The organism is Mycobacterium parmense, from assembly GCF_010730575.1.
GTDB lineage: Bacteria > Actinomycetota > Actinomycetes > Mycobacteriales > Mycobacteriaceae > Mycobacterium > Mycobacterium parmense.
In genome coordinates this window covers 3,016,464-3,030,215 of the sequence record NZ_AP022614.1, presented here as the reverse complement: position 1 = coordinate 3,030,215, position 13,752 = coordinate 3,016,464, and the positions used below count along the sequence as shown (strand labels likewise).

At 69.0% G+C, this 13,752-nt stretch carries 15 protein-coding genes; 7 read left to right on the top strand and 8 right to left on the bottom strand.

What is annotated here, in order from left to right; translation table 11 throughout:
- Positions 1-27: 27 nt before the first annotated feature.
- Positions 28-1,008, bottom strand: coding sequence for a ribosome small subunit-dependent GTPase A (gene rsgA / locus G6N48_RS13870; protein ID WP_085267654.1), 981 nt, complete (start codon positions 1,006-1,008; stop codon positions 28-30).
- Positions 1,005-2,288: a 3-phosphoshikimate 1-carboxyvinyltransferase gene (gene aroA, locus G6N48_RS13865; RefSeq protein ID WP_085267655.1), complete on the bottom strand. Its 1,284-nt coding sequence runs from the start codon at positions 2,286-2,288 to the stop codon at positions 1,005-1,007. Before aroA ends, rsgA begins: the two co-directional genes overlap by 4 nt.
- A 68-nt stretch (positions 2,289-2,356) precedes the next feature.
- Here aroA and G6N48_RS13860 point away from each other — a divergent pair, with 68 nt between their 5' ends.
- Complete coding sequence (locus tag G6N48_RS13860) at positions 2,357-3,130, top strand: SOS response-associated peptidase (protein WP_085267656.1); 774 nt, start codon at positions 2,357-2,359, stop codon at positions 3,128-3,130.
- Positions 3,131-3,134: 4 nt separating this feature from the next.
- Here the strand turns inward: G6N48_RS13860 and G6N48_RS13855 are convergent, their stop codons facing one another.
- A complete protein-coding gene (locus tag G6N48_RS13855) occupies positions 3,135-4,478 on the bottom strand; it encodes a PE domain-containing protein (RefSeq protein ID WP_085267657.1) in 1,344 nt (447 codons plus the stop codon).
- Between the two features lie 135 nt (positions 4,479-4,613).
- Between G6N48_RS13855 and G6N48_RS13850 the strand changes: the two genes are divergently transcribed.
- On the top strand, positions 4,614-5,495 hold the full coding sequence (locus G6N48_RS13850) for a 3-hydroxyacyl-CoA dehydrogenase family protein (protein ID WP_085267658.1): 882 nt from the start codon (positions 4,614-4,616) through the stop codon (positions 5,493-5,495).
- A gap of 8 nt (positions 5,496-5,503) precedes the next feature.
- Here G6N48_RS13850 and G6N48_RS13845 read toward each other — a convergent pair whose 3' ends face one another.
- From G6N48_RS13845 to G6N48_RS13835, 3 genes are all read right to left on the bottom strand, one after another.
- Positions 5,504-5,746, bottom strand: coding sequence for a hypothetical protein (locus G6N48_RS13845; RefSeq protein WP_085267659.1), 243 nt, complete (start codon positions 5,744-5,746; stop codon positions 5,504-5,506).
- 79 nt (positions 5,747-5,825) lie between these two features.
- A complete protein-coding gene (locus G6N48_RS13840) occupies positions 5,826-6,437 on the bottom strand; it encodes a TetR/AcrR family transcriptional regulator (RefSeq protein WP_085268025.1) in 612 nt (203 codons plus the stop codon).
- 8 nt (positions 6,438-6,445) lie between these two features.
- The gene (locus G6N48_RS13835) at positions 6,446-7,216 is read right to left on the bottom strand and encodes an SDR family NAD(P)-dependent oxidoreductase (RefSeq protein ID WP_085267660.1); all 771 of its coding nucleotides are present in this window, start codon (positions 7,214-7,216) and stop codon (positions 6,446-6,448) included.
- 42 nt (positions 7,217-7,258) lie between these two features.
- Here G6N48_RS13835 and G6N48_RS28945 point away from each other — a divergent pair, with 42 nt between their 5' ends.
- The 4 genes from G6N48_RS28945 to G6N48_RS13815 are packed head-to-tail and all read left to right on the top strand — an operon-like array spanning position 7,259 to position 9,038.
- On the top strand, positions 7,259-7,543 hold the full coding sequence (locus G6N48_RS28945; RefSeq protein WP_085267661.1) for a hypothetical protein: 285 nt from the start codon (positions 7,259-7,261) through the stop codon (positions 7,541-7,543).
- Entirely contained in the window at positions 7,540-8,280 is a 741-nt protein-coding gene (locus G6N48_RS13825) for an SDR family NAD(P)-dependent oxidoreductase (protein WP_085267662.1), read from the top strand. Before G6N48_RS28945 ends, G6N48_RS13825 begins: the two co-directional genes overlap by 4 nt.
- A 3-nt stretch (positions 8,281-8,283) precedes the next feature.
- Positions 8,284-8,592 (top strand): hypothetical protein, encoded by a 309-nt coding sequence (locus tag G6N48_RS13820; protein ID WP_085267663.1) that lies wholly within the window; start codon positions 8,284-8,286, stop codon positions 8,590-8,592.
- Positions 8,589-9,038, top strand: a complete 450-nt coding sequence (locus G6N48_RS13815) for a VOC family protein (protein WP_085267664.1) — start codon at positions 8,589-8,591, stop codon at positions 9,036-9,038. Before G6N48_RS13820 ends, G6N48_RS13815 begins: the two co-directional genes overlap by 4 nt.
- A gap of 78 nt (positions 9,039-9,116) precedes the next feature.
- On the opposite strand, the gene G6N48_RS13810 is transcribed toward G6N48_RS13815, so the two are convergent.
- Both G6N48_RS13810 and G6N48_RS13805 read right to left on the bottom strand, forming a co-directional pair.
- Positions 9,117-10,535: a phytoene desaturase family protein gene (locus G6N48_RS13810; protein ID WP_085268026.1), complete on the bottom strand. Its 1,419-nt coding sequence runs from the start codon at positions 10,533-10,535 to the stop codon at positions 9,117-9,119.
- Positions 10,532-12,316: a DUF3556 domain-containing protein gene (locus G6N48_RS13805; RefSeq protein WP_085267665.1), complete on the bottom strand. Its 1,785-nt coding sequence runs from the start codon at positions 12,314-12,316 to the stop codon at positions 10,532-10,534. The genes G6N48_RS13810 and G6N48_RS13805 overlap by 4 nt, the downstream gene beginning before the upstream one ends.
- 142 nt (positions 12,317-12,458) lie before the next feature.
- On the opposite strand from G6N48_RS13805, the gene G6N48_RS13800 reads away from it, so the two are divergent.
- A complete protein-coding gene (locus G6N48_RS13800; RefSeq protein ID WP_085267666.1) occupies positions 12,459-13,748 on the top strand; it encodes a PucR family transcriptional regulator in 1,290 nt (429 codons plus the stop codon).
- Positions 13,749-13,752: the final 4 nt, after the last annotated feature.

The following is a 13,752-nucleotide window of genomic DNA, read 5'->3' as shown; positions in this document are numbered from 1 at the left end:
TACCGACACGCGCGCTCGGCGGTCCGGTCAGCCCTGGTGCAGCGCCGCGAGCAGGCGCCGGGCCGCGGCGACCCGGCGGGCGGCGGGTCCGGACAGGGCGTCCAGCGCGCATTCGGGGTCGGCCGGCGGCCCCATGTGCCCGCAGCCGCGCGGGCACCGCGCAATCGCGTCGGCCAGGTCCGAGAAAGCCATCAGCACGTCGTCGGGCTCGATGTGGGCCAGCCCGAACGACCGGATGCCCGGGGTGTCGACCACCCAGCCCGACGTCGCCAGCGGAAGTGCCACCGATTGGGTGGAGGTGTGCCGTCCGCGGCCGAAGTCGGTGACTTCGCCGACGGCCCGTTCGGCCTCGGGCACCAGGCGATTCACCAGCGTCGACTTGCCGACCCCGGAGTGGCCGAGCAGGACGGTGATCCTGCCGGCGAGCAGGTCGGCCACCGCCAGCAGGGGATCGTCGCGCCCGGCGACCACCACCGTCAGGTCGAGGTCGACGAACTGCTCGGCGAACGGCCCGGGCGGGGCGAGGTCGGTCTTGGTCAGGCACAGGATAGGCGTCAGCCCGCCGGCGTAGGCGGCGATCAGCGCCCGGTCGACCAGCCCGCTGCGCGGCGGCGGGTCGGCCATCGCGACCACGATCAGCAGTTGGTCGGCGTTGGCGACCACCACTCGCTCGGTGGGATCGCTGTCGTCGGCGGTGCGGCGCAACACGGTTCGCCGCTCGGCCCGGCGCACGATGCGGGCCAGGGTGTCCGGGCGTCCCGACAGGTCGCCGACCAGGTCGACGTCGTCGCCGACGACGATCGGCGTGCGGCCGAGTTCGCGCGCCCGCATGGCGGTCACCCGGCGTTCAGGATCGCCGTCGAGCACGCAGCCCCAGCGGCCGCGGTCCACGCTGACCACCATGGCCGCCTCGGCGTCGGCGTGCTCGGGACGGGTCTTGGTCCGCGGCCGCGAGCCCCGGCCAGAGCGGACCCTGACGTCGGACTCGTCGTAGTCGCCGGGTTTCAACCGATGGGCCCCAGCATGTCCGCCCACAGCCGGGGGAACTCGGGCAGCGTCTTGCTGGTGGCACCGATGTCGTCCACCTCGACCCCGCCGACCCGCAGCCCGACGATGGCGCCGGCCATCGCCATCCGGTGGTCGGCGTAGGCACGCCACACGCCGGCCCGCAGTGGAGTCGCGGTGATCGTCAGGCCGTCGGGGGTCTCGGCGCAGTCGCCGCCCAGCCGGTTGAGCTCGGCGCTCAGCGCGGCCAGTCGGTCCGTTTCGTGGCCGCGCAGGTGGGCGATGCCGCGAAGATGTGACACCGCCCCGGGTCTGGCCAGCGCGGCCAGCGCCGCCACCGACGGCGTCAGCTCACCGACGTCGCGCAGGTCGACGTCAAACCCGTCGTAGTCCGCTGAACCTCGCACCTCGAGGAACGAATCAGTCTGTGTGACAATGGTATTCATCTTGCCGAGCACGTAAAGGATGTCGTCGGCGGGTTGCACGCTGGCGGCCGGCCAACCCGTAATGCGCACGATTCCGCCGGTGACCACGGCGGCGGCCAGGAACGGCACGGCGTTGGTCAGGTCCGGTTCGACCTCCCAGCGCCGGGCCGCGACCGGGCCGGGCCGCACCCGCCAGCGGTTGGCGACCGAATCGTCGACGTCGACCCCGGCCTGCCGCAGCATCGCCACCGTCATCGCGATGTGCGGCGCCGACGGCAGCGTCGAACCGGTGTGCTCGACGGTCAGGCCGTCGGTGAACGACGCCGCGCACAGCAACAGCCCGGACACGAACTGCGACGACGCCGACGCGTCGATGGACACCGTGCCGCCCGCGACCGATCCGCCGCCCCGGACCCGGAACGGCAGCCCGGTGCCTTCGATCGGCACGCCGAGCCCCCGCAGCGCGTCCAACAGCGGGGCGATCGGGCGGGCTCGCGCCTGCTCGTCGCCGTCGAACTCCACCACCGCGTCGGCCAGCGCGGCCAGCGGCGGAACGAAACGCAACACGGTGCCCGCCAGGCCGCAGTCCACCCGGGCGTGCGCGGCGGGCGCGATCCGGCCGCTGACCGACAGCTCCGGGCCGTCGCCGTCGACACGCAGCCCGAGCGTGCGCAGCGCGCCGATCATCAGGTCGGTGTCGCGGCTGCGCAGCGCGCCGCGCAGGACGGGGGTGCCCTGCCCCTGCGCGGCCGCCAGCGCGGCCAGCACCAGCGCCCGGTTGGTCTGCGACTTCGAGCCCGGCACGGTCACGGTCGCGTGCACCGGTCCGGGTGCCGGGGGCGCCGTCCACGTCGTCACCGGTCCATCATTGCGTGTCCGAGTGGGCTGCCACCAATGGGAGTTCGCGGCCTGCCACCATGGAAGGTATGTGCGGACGGTTTGCGGTGACGACCGATCCGGCCCTGCTGGCCGAAAAGATCAAGGCGATCGACGAGGCCACCGAGGCGGCCGGCGGCTCGGGGACGGCACCCAACTACAACGTGGCGCCCACGACGAACATCGCGACGGTGGTGAGTCGGCACACCGATCCCGACGACCAGCCGACTCGTCGGGTGCGGCTCATGCGCTGGGGCCTGGTCCCGCCGTGGGTGAAGGCCACCTCGGACGGCAGCCCCGAGACCAAGGGGCCGATGCTGATCAACGCGCGCGCGGACAAGGTCACCACCTCGCCGGCCTTCCGGTCCAGCGCCAAGTCCAAGCGCTGCCTGATCCCGATGGACGGCTACTACGAGTGGCGGGTCAATTCGGACGTCGACGGCAAGAAGTCGCGAAAGACGCCCTTCTACATGTACCGCGAGGACGGCGAGCCGCTGTTCATGGCGGGACTGTGGTCGGTGTGGCGGGGGCCGGAGCACCACGACGACTCGCCGCCGCTGCTGAGCTGCACGATCATCACCACCGACGCCCCCGGTGAGCTCGCCGGGATCCACGATCGGATGCCCCTGGTGGTGCCCGAGCGCGACTGGGACCGCTGGCTGGACCCCGAGGCCCCGGTCGACGAGGAGCTGCTGGCCCGCACGCCCGACATCCACGACATCCGGATGCGCGAGGTGTCGACGCTGGTCAACAGCGTCCGCAACAACGGTCCCGAGCTGCTGGCGCCGGCCGAGCCGCAGCCGGAGCAGGCCCGGCTCCTGTAGCCGGCTACACCCCGATGGCGTCGATCAGGTCCTCGCCCACCGCGACCGGGAATCGGATCGCCGCGCCGGCCACCTGCTCGACACCGGTTTGGACGGCGCTCGCGATCGCCGCGGGGTTTCCGGTGAGCAGGGACTCGAACCCGTCGTAGGCCGCGAACTGCGGCGCCATGATCAGGTCGCGCGCGTCCACGAAGAGCTCGGTCGGCAGGTTCGCCGGCGGCACGGGCACCCCGTCCCAACTGAGCATCGTCCAGCCGCCCTGGGGACTGCCCTGCACCACGACCATCCCGGTGTTGGAAAGCGGATGGGTCAGCATCAGCAACGGGTCGGGATTGTTCACGTTCATCAGCGTGCCGACCTCGATCGCGAACTCGCTGGAGTAGGCGACGTCGGTGATGTGGCCGTTGGCGGCGATCACGGGGTTGGCCATGGCCGTGGCGTACATCGACTGCAGCGCGCCGCTGAAGCCCTGGTCGAAGACGATGCCGTTGAGGTGGACGGAGCCGGGGGCCAGCATCGGGGCGATGGGCAGTCCGAACGTCCAGGCGGCCGGGCCTATCAGGTAGAGGATGCCGGCCGGGACCTCGGGCATGCCGTTGAAGATGCCGGCGTCGATCTCGTTGAGCCCGGGCAGGGTCTGCGGGTTCACGCCCAGCATGGTGGCCAACGGCAAGGCCGTCTGCTGGGTGCGCAGCAACTGCGACGTGAAGATCCCGGCGAAGGGGCCCTGGCCCGCAAGCAGATTGGCGACGGCCTGCGACTGTTGCACGCCCAGCTGCGTCAAACCGGTGCCGGGCACCGCGGTGTCGATCAGGTTCAACGCGTTGCCGACGGACTGCCCGTGCCGGACGAAGTCGATGACGATCGGCGTGCCGGTGCCGGTGTTGCCCGTGATCGCCGCGACGATCGGGTCGAGCTGCTCTCCGAGTGCGCTGCCGGCCCATTGCCCCTCGGCCGCGTGAACCGAACCGTTGAAGACCGAGGCGAATTCGTTGACGGCGGTAATACCCAGCCCGGCCTGGGGAGTGGCCGCCGCCGCGCTCAGCGTCGCATGCATCGACGCGGCGATGCTCGTCTCGGTGCCCGCATACGACGCCGCGGCGGCGCTCAGATTGTTGACGAATCGGTCGTAATACGCCGCCGCCTGCGCCGCCGCGGCCTGAAATTGCGAGCCGTGCGCGCTGAACACCGCCGCGACGGCCGTCGACACCTCGTCGGCGGCCGCCGCCTCCACCTGCGTCGTACCGATCGCCGCGGCCTGGTTGCCGGCCAGCACCGCCGAACCGACCTGGGCCGCGTCGGCTGCCGCCGTGCCCAACAAATCCGGCACCACAAACATCAATGACATCGCCTACCCCCCACGGGCTTCGTGTCGTTCCGCTCTCCGGTGAGCGAAGCCACACGTTAGGGCACCGCGCACGTCGATGGAGCCGTTTTGGGGTGAAGAGGCGGGCCGAATTTCGTCGCGGCCTACCATGCGGGTGTGGCCGGCTTCACGTACAGCTTCGAGGACGTCCGTAACCGCCCCGTCGCCGTGATCGGGGCGGGGACGCTGGGCCGGCGCATCGCGGTGATGTTCGCCAGCCGCGGGGGAACCGTGCGCCTTGCGGGCCGGCGCGCCGAGCAACTCGCCGCCGCGACGCAGTATGCCTCTGAGGCGTTGCCTAAAGTGCTGCAGGACAGAGGATTCGGCGAGGCCGGCACGGTGACGGGGGTGACGTCGCTCGAAGAGGCATTAGCCGGTGCCTGGCTTGTGGTGGAATCCGTCCCCGAGAGGCTGGACGTCAAGATTCCGCTGTGGGGCCGGATAGATGAAGCGGCGCCGGCGAACACCATCTTCGCGACCAACTCGTCGTCCTACCCGTCGCGGCTGATGGCCGAACAGGTTCGCGACAAAACCAGGTTGTGCAACATGCACTTCTACATGCCACCGGAGATCAATGCGGTCGACCTGATGTCTGATGGCGAGACCGACCGCGGCCTGCTCGACACCCTGCTGGCCGTGCTGCCGGAGTTCGGCGTGTATCCCTTCGAGGCGCGCAGGGAGAGCACCGGATTCATTTTCAATCGCATCTGGGCGGCCATCAAGCGTGAGTCTCTGGCCGTGGTCGCCGAGGGCGTGGCGCGACCGGAAGACGTCGACGGCATGTTCAAGGTCAACTGGGGCGTGCCGGCCGGACCGTTCCAGATGATGGACCTGGTGGGCCTCGACGTGGTGCTCGACATCGAGAACCACTACGCCCAAGAGTTCCCGCACCTGCCGCGCAATGTCCGAGAGTTGTTGCAAGCCTTCGTTGATGCGGGCAAGCTCGGTGTCAAAACCGGCGAGGGCTTCTACAAGTACCCGTCGGGCCCGTCCGGTTAGAGGCGCCTTCAGTTGCTGAGGACCAGGCGCCAGCTACCGGCGACGTTGCGGTCCGGAACGCACCAGAAGTTGTTCCAGTTTCCTGGCGTCGAGGCCTTCACGCCGGGGCCCGCGTCCTGACAGGCCTCCCGGGTCGGGTAGCTGTTCTCGGTCTGGATGGTGTCGGCGGAGCTGGTGCCCACGCCGGTCGTCATCAGCCCGGCGGCGGCCAGCACGCCCGCGGCCAGCAGCGCGTTGATCGATCGCTTCATTTCCGTCCTCCTGTGGCGCATGAACCCGCATCAAAGGTATGCGCAATCAGGGAGTCCCAGGGGGCTTTCGGCCAGGCCGCTACGCGCGCCGCAGCGAGACCGCGGTGGCGACGGCCTCCAAGAGCCGCATGAGTTGCGCGGCGTCGTCGATGGTGCGGTCGCCGGCGGCGAGCCGGCTCAAGACACCGGCGATGAACGTGGTGACGGCCGTCGTCTGAGCGGCGAGCAGGCCCGGATCGTCCGTGCCCGGCTGGAGATGGGCGAGTGCGTCGTGGGCCATCGCATTGATGCGGGCGACGAAGACCTGTGATGTGGCAGCGAGACTGGGATCACGCGCGGCTCCCAGCACCAATTCGTGCCGCGCTCTGTTCAGCATCAGGCCGGGGCCGTCGGCCTGCATCATGGTCAGCCGCGCCAGGTGCGCGAAGGGCGATCGCGGGTCGAGCGGCTCGTCGATCACCGACTGCAGGTTGGCGACGTCGATCTCGGCGACGCGCTTTCCGACGCCCCGCAGCAGCGCTTCCCGGGTTCGGTAGTAGTACGAGGTGGTGCCCCCGGGGACTCGCGCGCAGCGGTCGACCTGACCGTGCGTCAGTCCTCGCGATCCGTGCTCGGCCAGTACCCGGATCGCCGCGTCGCAGAGCGTGCGACGACGTTCGTCGCCGTCTCGCTTCCGGTGTGCGGTGGCCATGCGTTTGCTCACCGCAGCACGGTGCCGCCGTCGATGTTGACGACCTGACCATTGATCCAGCCGCCCTCGTCGGAGAGCAGGAAGGCGACCAGCGCGGCAACGTCGCCGGGGTCGCCGACGCGGGTTCCGCGGATGCGCTTGAGTGCTCCGGCCTGCAGCTCGGGCCACTGCGGAACGGACCGGATGGCTTCGGTCGCGGTGAACCCCGCCGCCACCGCGTTGCAGCGGATGTTCTCCTTGCCCCACCGCGACGCGACATGGCGGGTGAGCGCCCCGATGCCGGCCTTCGCGGTGGCGTAGGCGGGGCGGGCGGGCTCACCCTGGAACGCGGCCGCCGAGGACATGTTCACGATCGCCCCGCCGCCGCGGTTGAGCATCTCCGGGATCGCGTACTTCATGGCCGCCACATACCCACGCAGGTTCACCGCCATCACGCGGTCCCACACGTCGAAGTCGATGTCGACCACGTCGGTGTCGGCCCGGATGACGCTCATGTCGGCGCCGACGTTGAACAGCAGGTCGACGCCGTCGTAGGTTGCCGTCGCGGTGCGCATCAACTTTGCGACCGACGGCGGGTCCGCCAGGTCGAAGGCCACCTGCGTCGCGGTGCCGCCCGACGCGGCGATGCGCGCGGCCGTCGCTTCGGCGGCCTCGGCCGCGATGTCGCCGACAACCACCCGGCAGCCTTCCTCGGCTAGCCGGGCGGCGGTCGCGGCGCCGATGCCGGTCGCGCCGCCGACGACGACCGCAACCTTGTCCGCCAAACCTCGCAGTCCCATGGCTCTTGACTTTACCTCTAGGACTGTAGAGGATCGCCAGTCATGGCTGGGATTCATCGGGAGCGTCCCGGCGCTGCCGACCTGGCGGCCGCCACCGGCGCACCCGCGATACCGCTGGGCAACCAGATCTGGATGTCGCCCGGTGTGTCCAACGCCGGGTGGTTCCAGCACCGCTCCACCACCGACCTCGTCCTCAAGGCCGATCCCGCTCATGCGGGGGCGCGCGCGGTCGCCGCCTACGCCCACGAGGCGCTGCTGGACGGGACCGACAACTTCTGGAAGCGAGCCTGGCTCACCAAATCGATCAGCGAATTGAGGCCATCGTGAAAGCCTCCGTCAGTTTCGACTTCGCGGGCGCCAGCGTGCTGGTGACCGGCGGCACCAGCGGCATCGGCAACGCCGTCGCCACGGCGTTCGCCGAAGCGGGCGCCACGGTCACGATCACCGGAACCCGCTGCGCGCCAGCCGATTACGACGACGACCTCAGCGCGTTCACCTACCGACAGTGTCACATCCAGCAACCCGAGTCCGTCGACGCGCTGGCGGACTCGCTCGGGGAACTCGACATCCTGATCAACAACGCGGGCGGCCCGTACCCCGCCGGCGACGAGTACGATCCGGACGGCTACGTCGCGTCGGTAACCCAGAACATGTTGGGTCCCATGCGATTGACCATGCGCTGCCACGAGCGCCTCAAGGCGAGCGACGGCGCGAGCGTCGTCAGCGTCGTCTCGATGTCGGCGTTCCGCTCGGCGGTCTTCGTCCCCGGGTACGCCTCGTCGAAGATGGGCCTGATGGCGCTGACGATGAACCTCTCGCGCCGCTGGGCCGGCGACGGCATCCGCGTCAACGCCATCGCGCCCGGGCTCATTGACACGCGAATGACGCAGCCCGCCATGGCCATCCCCGAGGTCATGGACGTCGAGATCGGCTTCCACACCCCGCTGGGCAGGCCCGGAACGCCCCGTGACTGCGTCGGCGCCGCGCTGTTCTTGTGTACCGACGCGGCGTCCTACATCACCGGTAGCACCATCGCCGTCGACGGCGGATACCTCACGGTGTGAACCATGGGCGACATCGACAATATGGCCACGCCCGACGGCATCCTCGAACTCGCCGCGCAGCGCACCGGCCTCACCGGGATCGCTCCCATTCGTGGTTCGAGGGGTTGGCGCTGCTCGTGGACGGGGTCAACGGCTCACCCGTCTTCACCCCGCAGGGCCGCGAACGCGTGCTCGACGACGCCGCCAACGCCCTACCCGTTTGCCCTCAACACCTACAACCTCGGCCAATACGACCTGACCGTCGAGAAACTCGCGCCGACTTTCGCCGAATATTTGGATACCTTCGACATCGAACTGGAGGGCGCGCCGTGAATCCGGCTGACTGCTATCACACCGGGCTGGTCGTCGACGACATGGGCGCCGCCGCCGCGCGGCTCAGCGCGGTGATGGGATACCGATGGACCAGGCCCGTCGAGGCGACCTTGAACGTCACCACGGTCGGCGGGGAGGTCGAGGTGCCGTTTCGGTTCGTGTATTCGGTGAACGCGCCGCATCTGGAGCTGATCCAAGAGGTGCCCGGCACCATCTGGACCGCACCCGCCGGCGGCGGCGCGCACCACCTCGGCTACTGGGTCGACGACCTCGCCTCGGCCGCAGCGCAACTCGAGCGGTCCGGGTACCGGCTGGAGGCGCGGCCCAGCGGCGAAGCGCTGACGATGTTCGCCTACTTCATCGACGCCGGTGGCGTCCGCATCGAGATCGTCGATAGGGCACTGTTTCCCGACTGGCCCGGATTCCTGGATTCGATGGCGTCATGAAGATCGCTGTGGTGACCGGGCCCGCGCGTGCCTGCCGCCGTCAACACCGCGCTGGCCGCCGCTTAGACGGGCGCCACGCTAACGGCGGGACAGGTAGTCCAGCGCGAGCCGGGCGGCGTTGGCGCCGCACATGCCGTGCGCGCCCGGCCCGGGCGGGGTGGCCGCTGAGCAGATATACATGCCTGGCACCCCGATCGTGTATGGCGACAGGGTGATTCGCGGCCCGAACGTCAACTGGCGAATGTCCTTCGCGCCGGTCATGATGTCGCCGCCCACGTAGTTGGGGTTGTAGGTCTCCATCTGCGTCGTCGAGCGGATTGTGGAGCCGATGATCCGGTCCCGGAAGCCGGGCGCGAACCGCTCGATCTGGGCGATGATCGCCTCGGTCGCGTCGCCGGTGTAGCCGTTGGGGACATGCGCGTAGGTCCACACCGGGTGTGTATTGCCCACCGACCGTTGCGGATCGGCCAGATACTGTTGGCCGACCAGCACGAACGGTCGCTCGGGCATGCGTCCGGCGTGGATTTCGCGCTCGGTCGCGGCCAGCTCGGCGTAGGTGCCGGCCACGTGCACGGTGCCGGCCCGACGCGCGTCCGGGTTCGTCCAGGGGACGCCGCCCTCGACGGCGAAGTCGACTTTGAACGCACCGGGACCACGCCGAAACCTGGTGAAGGCAGCCGAAATCCGGCGCGGAAGACGGTCGCGCATAATATCGGCGACCGCACCGGGTGCCAGGTCGAACAACGTGACGTCGGCCGGCGGCAGCTGCGACGCCGCCGTCACCCGCACGCCGGTCTCGACCTTGCCGCCCAGGTCGCCGAGCAGCGCCACCATCGCGTCGGTGATCGCTTGCGACCCGCCTTCGGCCACCGCCCAGCCGTGCCGGTGGCCTGCGGCGATGATGCCCATTCCGATCGCCGAGGTCATCGGGTAGTGCAGCGGCCGGAAAGCATGCGCAGCAACGCCTCCGAACAATGCCCGGCCCTCTGGGGTGCCGAACAGCCGGGCGAAGGCCGACGCCGGGAGCACGGTGGGCGCACCGAACCGGGCCAGCATCAGCGGATGATGCGGAAGCCGCAGCAGGGGTCCCATGATGTCGTCGCTGAGCGTGTCGAACCGCTCGGCCGAGTAGCCGAACGCGAGCTGCCATCGCCGTCCGTCGCGACCCAGGCCGGCCGCGGTCTGCTCCACCGAGCGGTACAGCACCCCGGCGCTGCCACCGTCGAGCGGATGCGCGCAGTCGATCTCCGGCCAGCGCCAACGCAATCCGTATGCCTGCAGGTTGAACCTGCTCGAGAACGGCGAACCGACGGCCATCGGGTGGATCGCCGAGCAGTGGTCGTGCAGCAGACCGGGGATGATCGCTTCGCCGCTGCGGGCGCCGCCGCCGACCTCGTCTGCGGCCTCGAGGACGGTGACCTGCACGCCCTGGGCGGCCAAACAGATGGCGGCGGCCAGTCCATTGGGCCCGCCGCCCACCACCAGTGCGGCAGTCATGCCCGCGCTCCGTGCCCGGTCGCCGTCGTGCCGCGCAGCGACCAGCTCGCCCGAGTGGGGATGGGACCGTTGGGCAGCCACGGCTGTTCTTTGACGGCGTCGGCGACCTTCCAGGTGCCGCGCTCGACGACCCCGAGCGCGGCGTCGATCAGCTGGTAGTGCTGGACGCCGCTGCCGAAGGCCTCCGACTCCACCCAGGCGATGACGCACTCGCCCGGTTCGAACTCGGCCTCACACTGGACGGCCCGGATCAAGTCCTCGTTGTGTAGGTGACCGTCGCCGAAATTGAATCCGATGAGAGAGTTGCACACGAACTCACCCTCCCGCACGGTGCGGGTGTCGATGTCGGGCAGGTGGGTCAAAAGCAGCGAGAACAGGCCGCGGCCCTGGCTGTGCATGCTTCGCCACGCGATCGTCTTTTGGATCGTGATCTCCGCCCAAGTGGGCTCGTAGCCGGCGGCGATGAACTGGTCGACCTGGTTTGACGCCGTGCGGGTGACCCGATCGAGTTTGGCCTCGGCGCCGGGCGCGAAGGCCCACACCGCCGAGGCCCAGTTGCCGGCGTACTGCCGCATCGAGGGCAGGAAGGACACTTTGTCGGGCCGCAGGTTCCCCAGCACAGGAAAGAACAGCAGCGCCGCCGCGATGACGGGGGCCAGCCAGCGCGGAGTCATGTTCCACGGCGCGTAGCCGTCCCAGTTCGGGAAGCCGAGGAACAGGAAAACCGTGGCGTAGGCGAAGACCACGTTCCACTCCAGCGGCACCGCGAGCGGGAACGTCGAGACAATGAACAGGTGGAACCCCACCATCAGCAGCGCCGCCGCCAGCGTCAACCACTTGTTGGTGGAGAACAACAGAACCAGCGGGGCGGCGATCTCGACCGTGGTGCCGTTGACGTGTGCCATGAAGTCCGCGAGCCGTGAGGGCCGCATGTCGCGCCCGAATTCGCGGTAGTGGGCCCGGCGCACCCATTTCGGCGCGAAGATCGTGTTGCTGACCATCGGCGGAATGACGTTGGAGAAGTGCTTACCGAACTTCGAGAACCCGGCGCCGACCCACACCACCACGATCATCATCTTGAGCGCGATGATCATGTCAGCGAAGGGCAGAACCGCGAAGAAGAACAGCGCCGGCAGGTACTGCTCGCCGCGGGCGGCCAGGAAGACGGTCTTGTCTCGGATGCCGATCAGCACCAGCAGCGCAATGGGGACAGCGATCAGAGCGGGGTTGACCAGCCCCGACGTGTTGTGCGGCAATGCCTTTGACAGCGAATCGCTGCGCACACCCGGTGCCAGCAGGGCCGCGGCCAGGCTGACCAGCAATGCCAGGTACACCCCGATGTCGAACCACGTGCGCCGGTCGCCGGCGGTGAAAGGCACCCACTTCCACGGGCGCAGCCGAATGGTTCCCCGCCGCGCCCAGAACAGGATGCCACCGGTCATCGGCTTGATCTTGCCGGCCAGCGGACCCCAGGAACCGGCCACACCGATGGTCTCGAGGAGCACGGTCCACAGAATGACCTTCTGGTAGACGATCGGTTGGTTCCACCATCCGGTGACGTGCCAGAAGGCAGGCAGGCCGGAGGTCGCGGTCGCTACCGTGACGCCGCCGATCGCGAAGAACACGATCAGCTTGACGATGTAGATGGTGTGGACCATCCGCGGTGCCCCGAAGCCGTTTTCGGCCCATTCGACGGCGAGAATCCGCATGCGCTCCATCAGCGGCTTGCCCAAGAAGGCATCGGGATCGACTGCGGGGAGTTGCGGTTGGGTGAATCCCATGGTCGTGGCTCCTTCTGGCGTGGCGATCGGCACAGTGGCGACAACGGTAGGAGGGACGCTCGGCGCGAAACAGTGTCGAATCGACAAAGCCGCAGGCCGGAGTTATCGCCCAAAGACAACCGCGAGGTCTACGGTTTTAGTGATGACGAACCCCCGTCTCGACAGCGACGTCGAGGTGAGTCGCTACGTCGCGGAGGTGGCCGACCGGTTGCACGACCGGCTGGCCGACGTGTCGTCGACCATCCTTCGTACGCTCGAGGATCAGATCCCGGACCTGCGCGGCGATGTGCGGCTCATGGAGCTGCTCGGGGCCAGCGTCGAGGGCAACGTGGACACCGTCCTGCACGCGCTGCGCCACGACATCGCCGTGGAGCGTGTCGAGGCGCCCACCGCGGCACTGGAGTACTCCCGGCGATTGGCGCAACAGGGGATGCCCGTCGCGGCGCTCGTTCGCGCTTATCGGCTCGGTCAGCGGACGGTGAATGAGCTCATTTTCGCCGAGTTGCGGGCGATTGATATGCCCGAAACGAGCAGGGTCACGGTGATCGAGGCCATCACCGCGACGCTGTTCGAGTACATCGACTGGATGTCGCAGCAAGTGGTGGCCGTCTACGAAGACGAACGCGAACGATGGCTGGAGAACCAGAACAGTCTGCGCGGCGTGCGGGTCCGCGAGATCCTCGGCGGAACCAAGACCATCGACGTCGACGCGGCGTCGACGCAGATCCGCTACCCGCTGCGCTGGCACCACGTCGGGCTCGTCATGTGGTACCGCGAACAGGGCTCCGAAGCCGACGAACTTCCTCGGCTGCAACGGTTTCTGCGCGAGGTGGGCGAAGCGGCCGGCGCCGACGCCGGCCCACTGTTCGTCGCTGTCGATCGAAGCTGCGCGTACGGGTGGTTGCCGTATCGCGCGGCGATGATCGACGGCGTGGAGAAAACCCGGCAATTCGCCCTCAGCCGGCCTGATTCGCCGGGTCTGGCGATCGGGACGATAGGCGGCGGCGTGGCAGGTTTTCGCCGCTCGCACCGGGAGGCGCTGGAAGTCCGTGCCATCGCGATCGCCGGCGAGCGCCCCAGTTCGGCCTCGCCCACGGTGATCGCAGCCAGTGATCCCGGGTTGTCCGTCGTGGCCCGTCTCGGTGGCGACGTGGCCTCCACCCGGGCGTGGGTGGCCACCGTGCTCGGAGACCTTGCCGCCGACAATGAGAACGACGAGCGGCTGCGTGACACGTTGCGGGTCTATCTGGCCTGCGGCTCCAGCTACAAGGTTGCCGCCGAAGAACTCAACTTGCACTTCAACTCGGTGAAGTATCGGGTCAGCCGCGCCGTCGCCCGGCGCGGCCGGGAGATCGGCGCCGACCGGCTCGACGTCGAACTGGCCTTGCTGGCCTGTCACTGGTACCGCGGCGCGGTTCTGCAGCGGTGCTAGACCG

Bases quoted from the DNA above. Each gene is read 5' to 3' on its own strand.
- G6N48_RS13810 (WP_085268026.1), bottom strand. From the start codon at position 10,535: ATGACTGCCGCACTGGTGGTGGGCGGCGGGCCCAATGGACTGGCCGCC.
- G6N48_RS28945 (WP_085267661.1), top strand. From the start codon at position 7,259: ATGGCTGGGATTCATCGGGAGCGTCCCGGCGCTGCCGACCTGGCGGCC.
- G6N48_RS13860 (WP_085267656.1), top strand. From the start codon at position 2,357: ATGTGCGGACGGTTTGCGGTGACGACCGATCCGGCCCTGCTGGCCGAA.
- G6N48_RS13845 (WP_085267659.1), bottom strand. From the start codon at position 5,746: ATGAAGCGATCGATCAACGCGCTGCTGGCCGCGGGCGTGCTGGCCGCC.
- G6N48_RS13800 (WP_085267666.1), top strand. From the start codon at position 12,459: ATGACGAACCCCCGTCTCGACAGCGACGTCGAGGTGAGTCGCTACGTC.
- G6N48_RS13840 (WP_085268025.1), bottom strand. From the start codon at position 6,437: ATGGCCACCGCACACCGGAAGCGAGACGGCGACGAACGTCGTCGCACG.
- G6N48_RS13805 (WP_085267665.1), bottom strand. From the start codon at position 12,316: ATGGGATTCACCCAACCGCAACTCCCCGCAGTCGATCCCGATGCCTTC.
- G6N48_RS13820 (WP_085267663.1), top strand. From the start codon at position 8,284: ATGGGCGACATCGACAATATGGCCACGCCCGACGGCATCCTCGAACTC.
- G6N48_RS13835 (WP_085267660.1), bottom strand. From the start codon at position 7,216: ATGGGACTGCGAGGTTTGGCGGACAAGGTTGCGGTCGTCGTCGGCGGC.
- G6N48_RS13855 (WP_085267657.1), bottom strand. From the start codon at position 4,478: ATGTCATTGATGTTTGTGGTGCCGGATTTGTTGGGCACGGCGGCAGCC.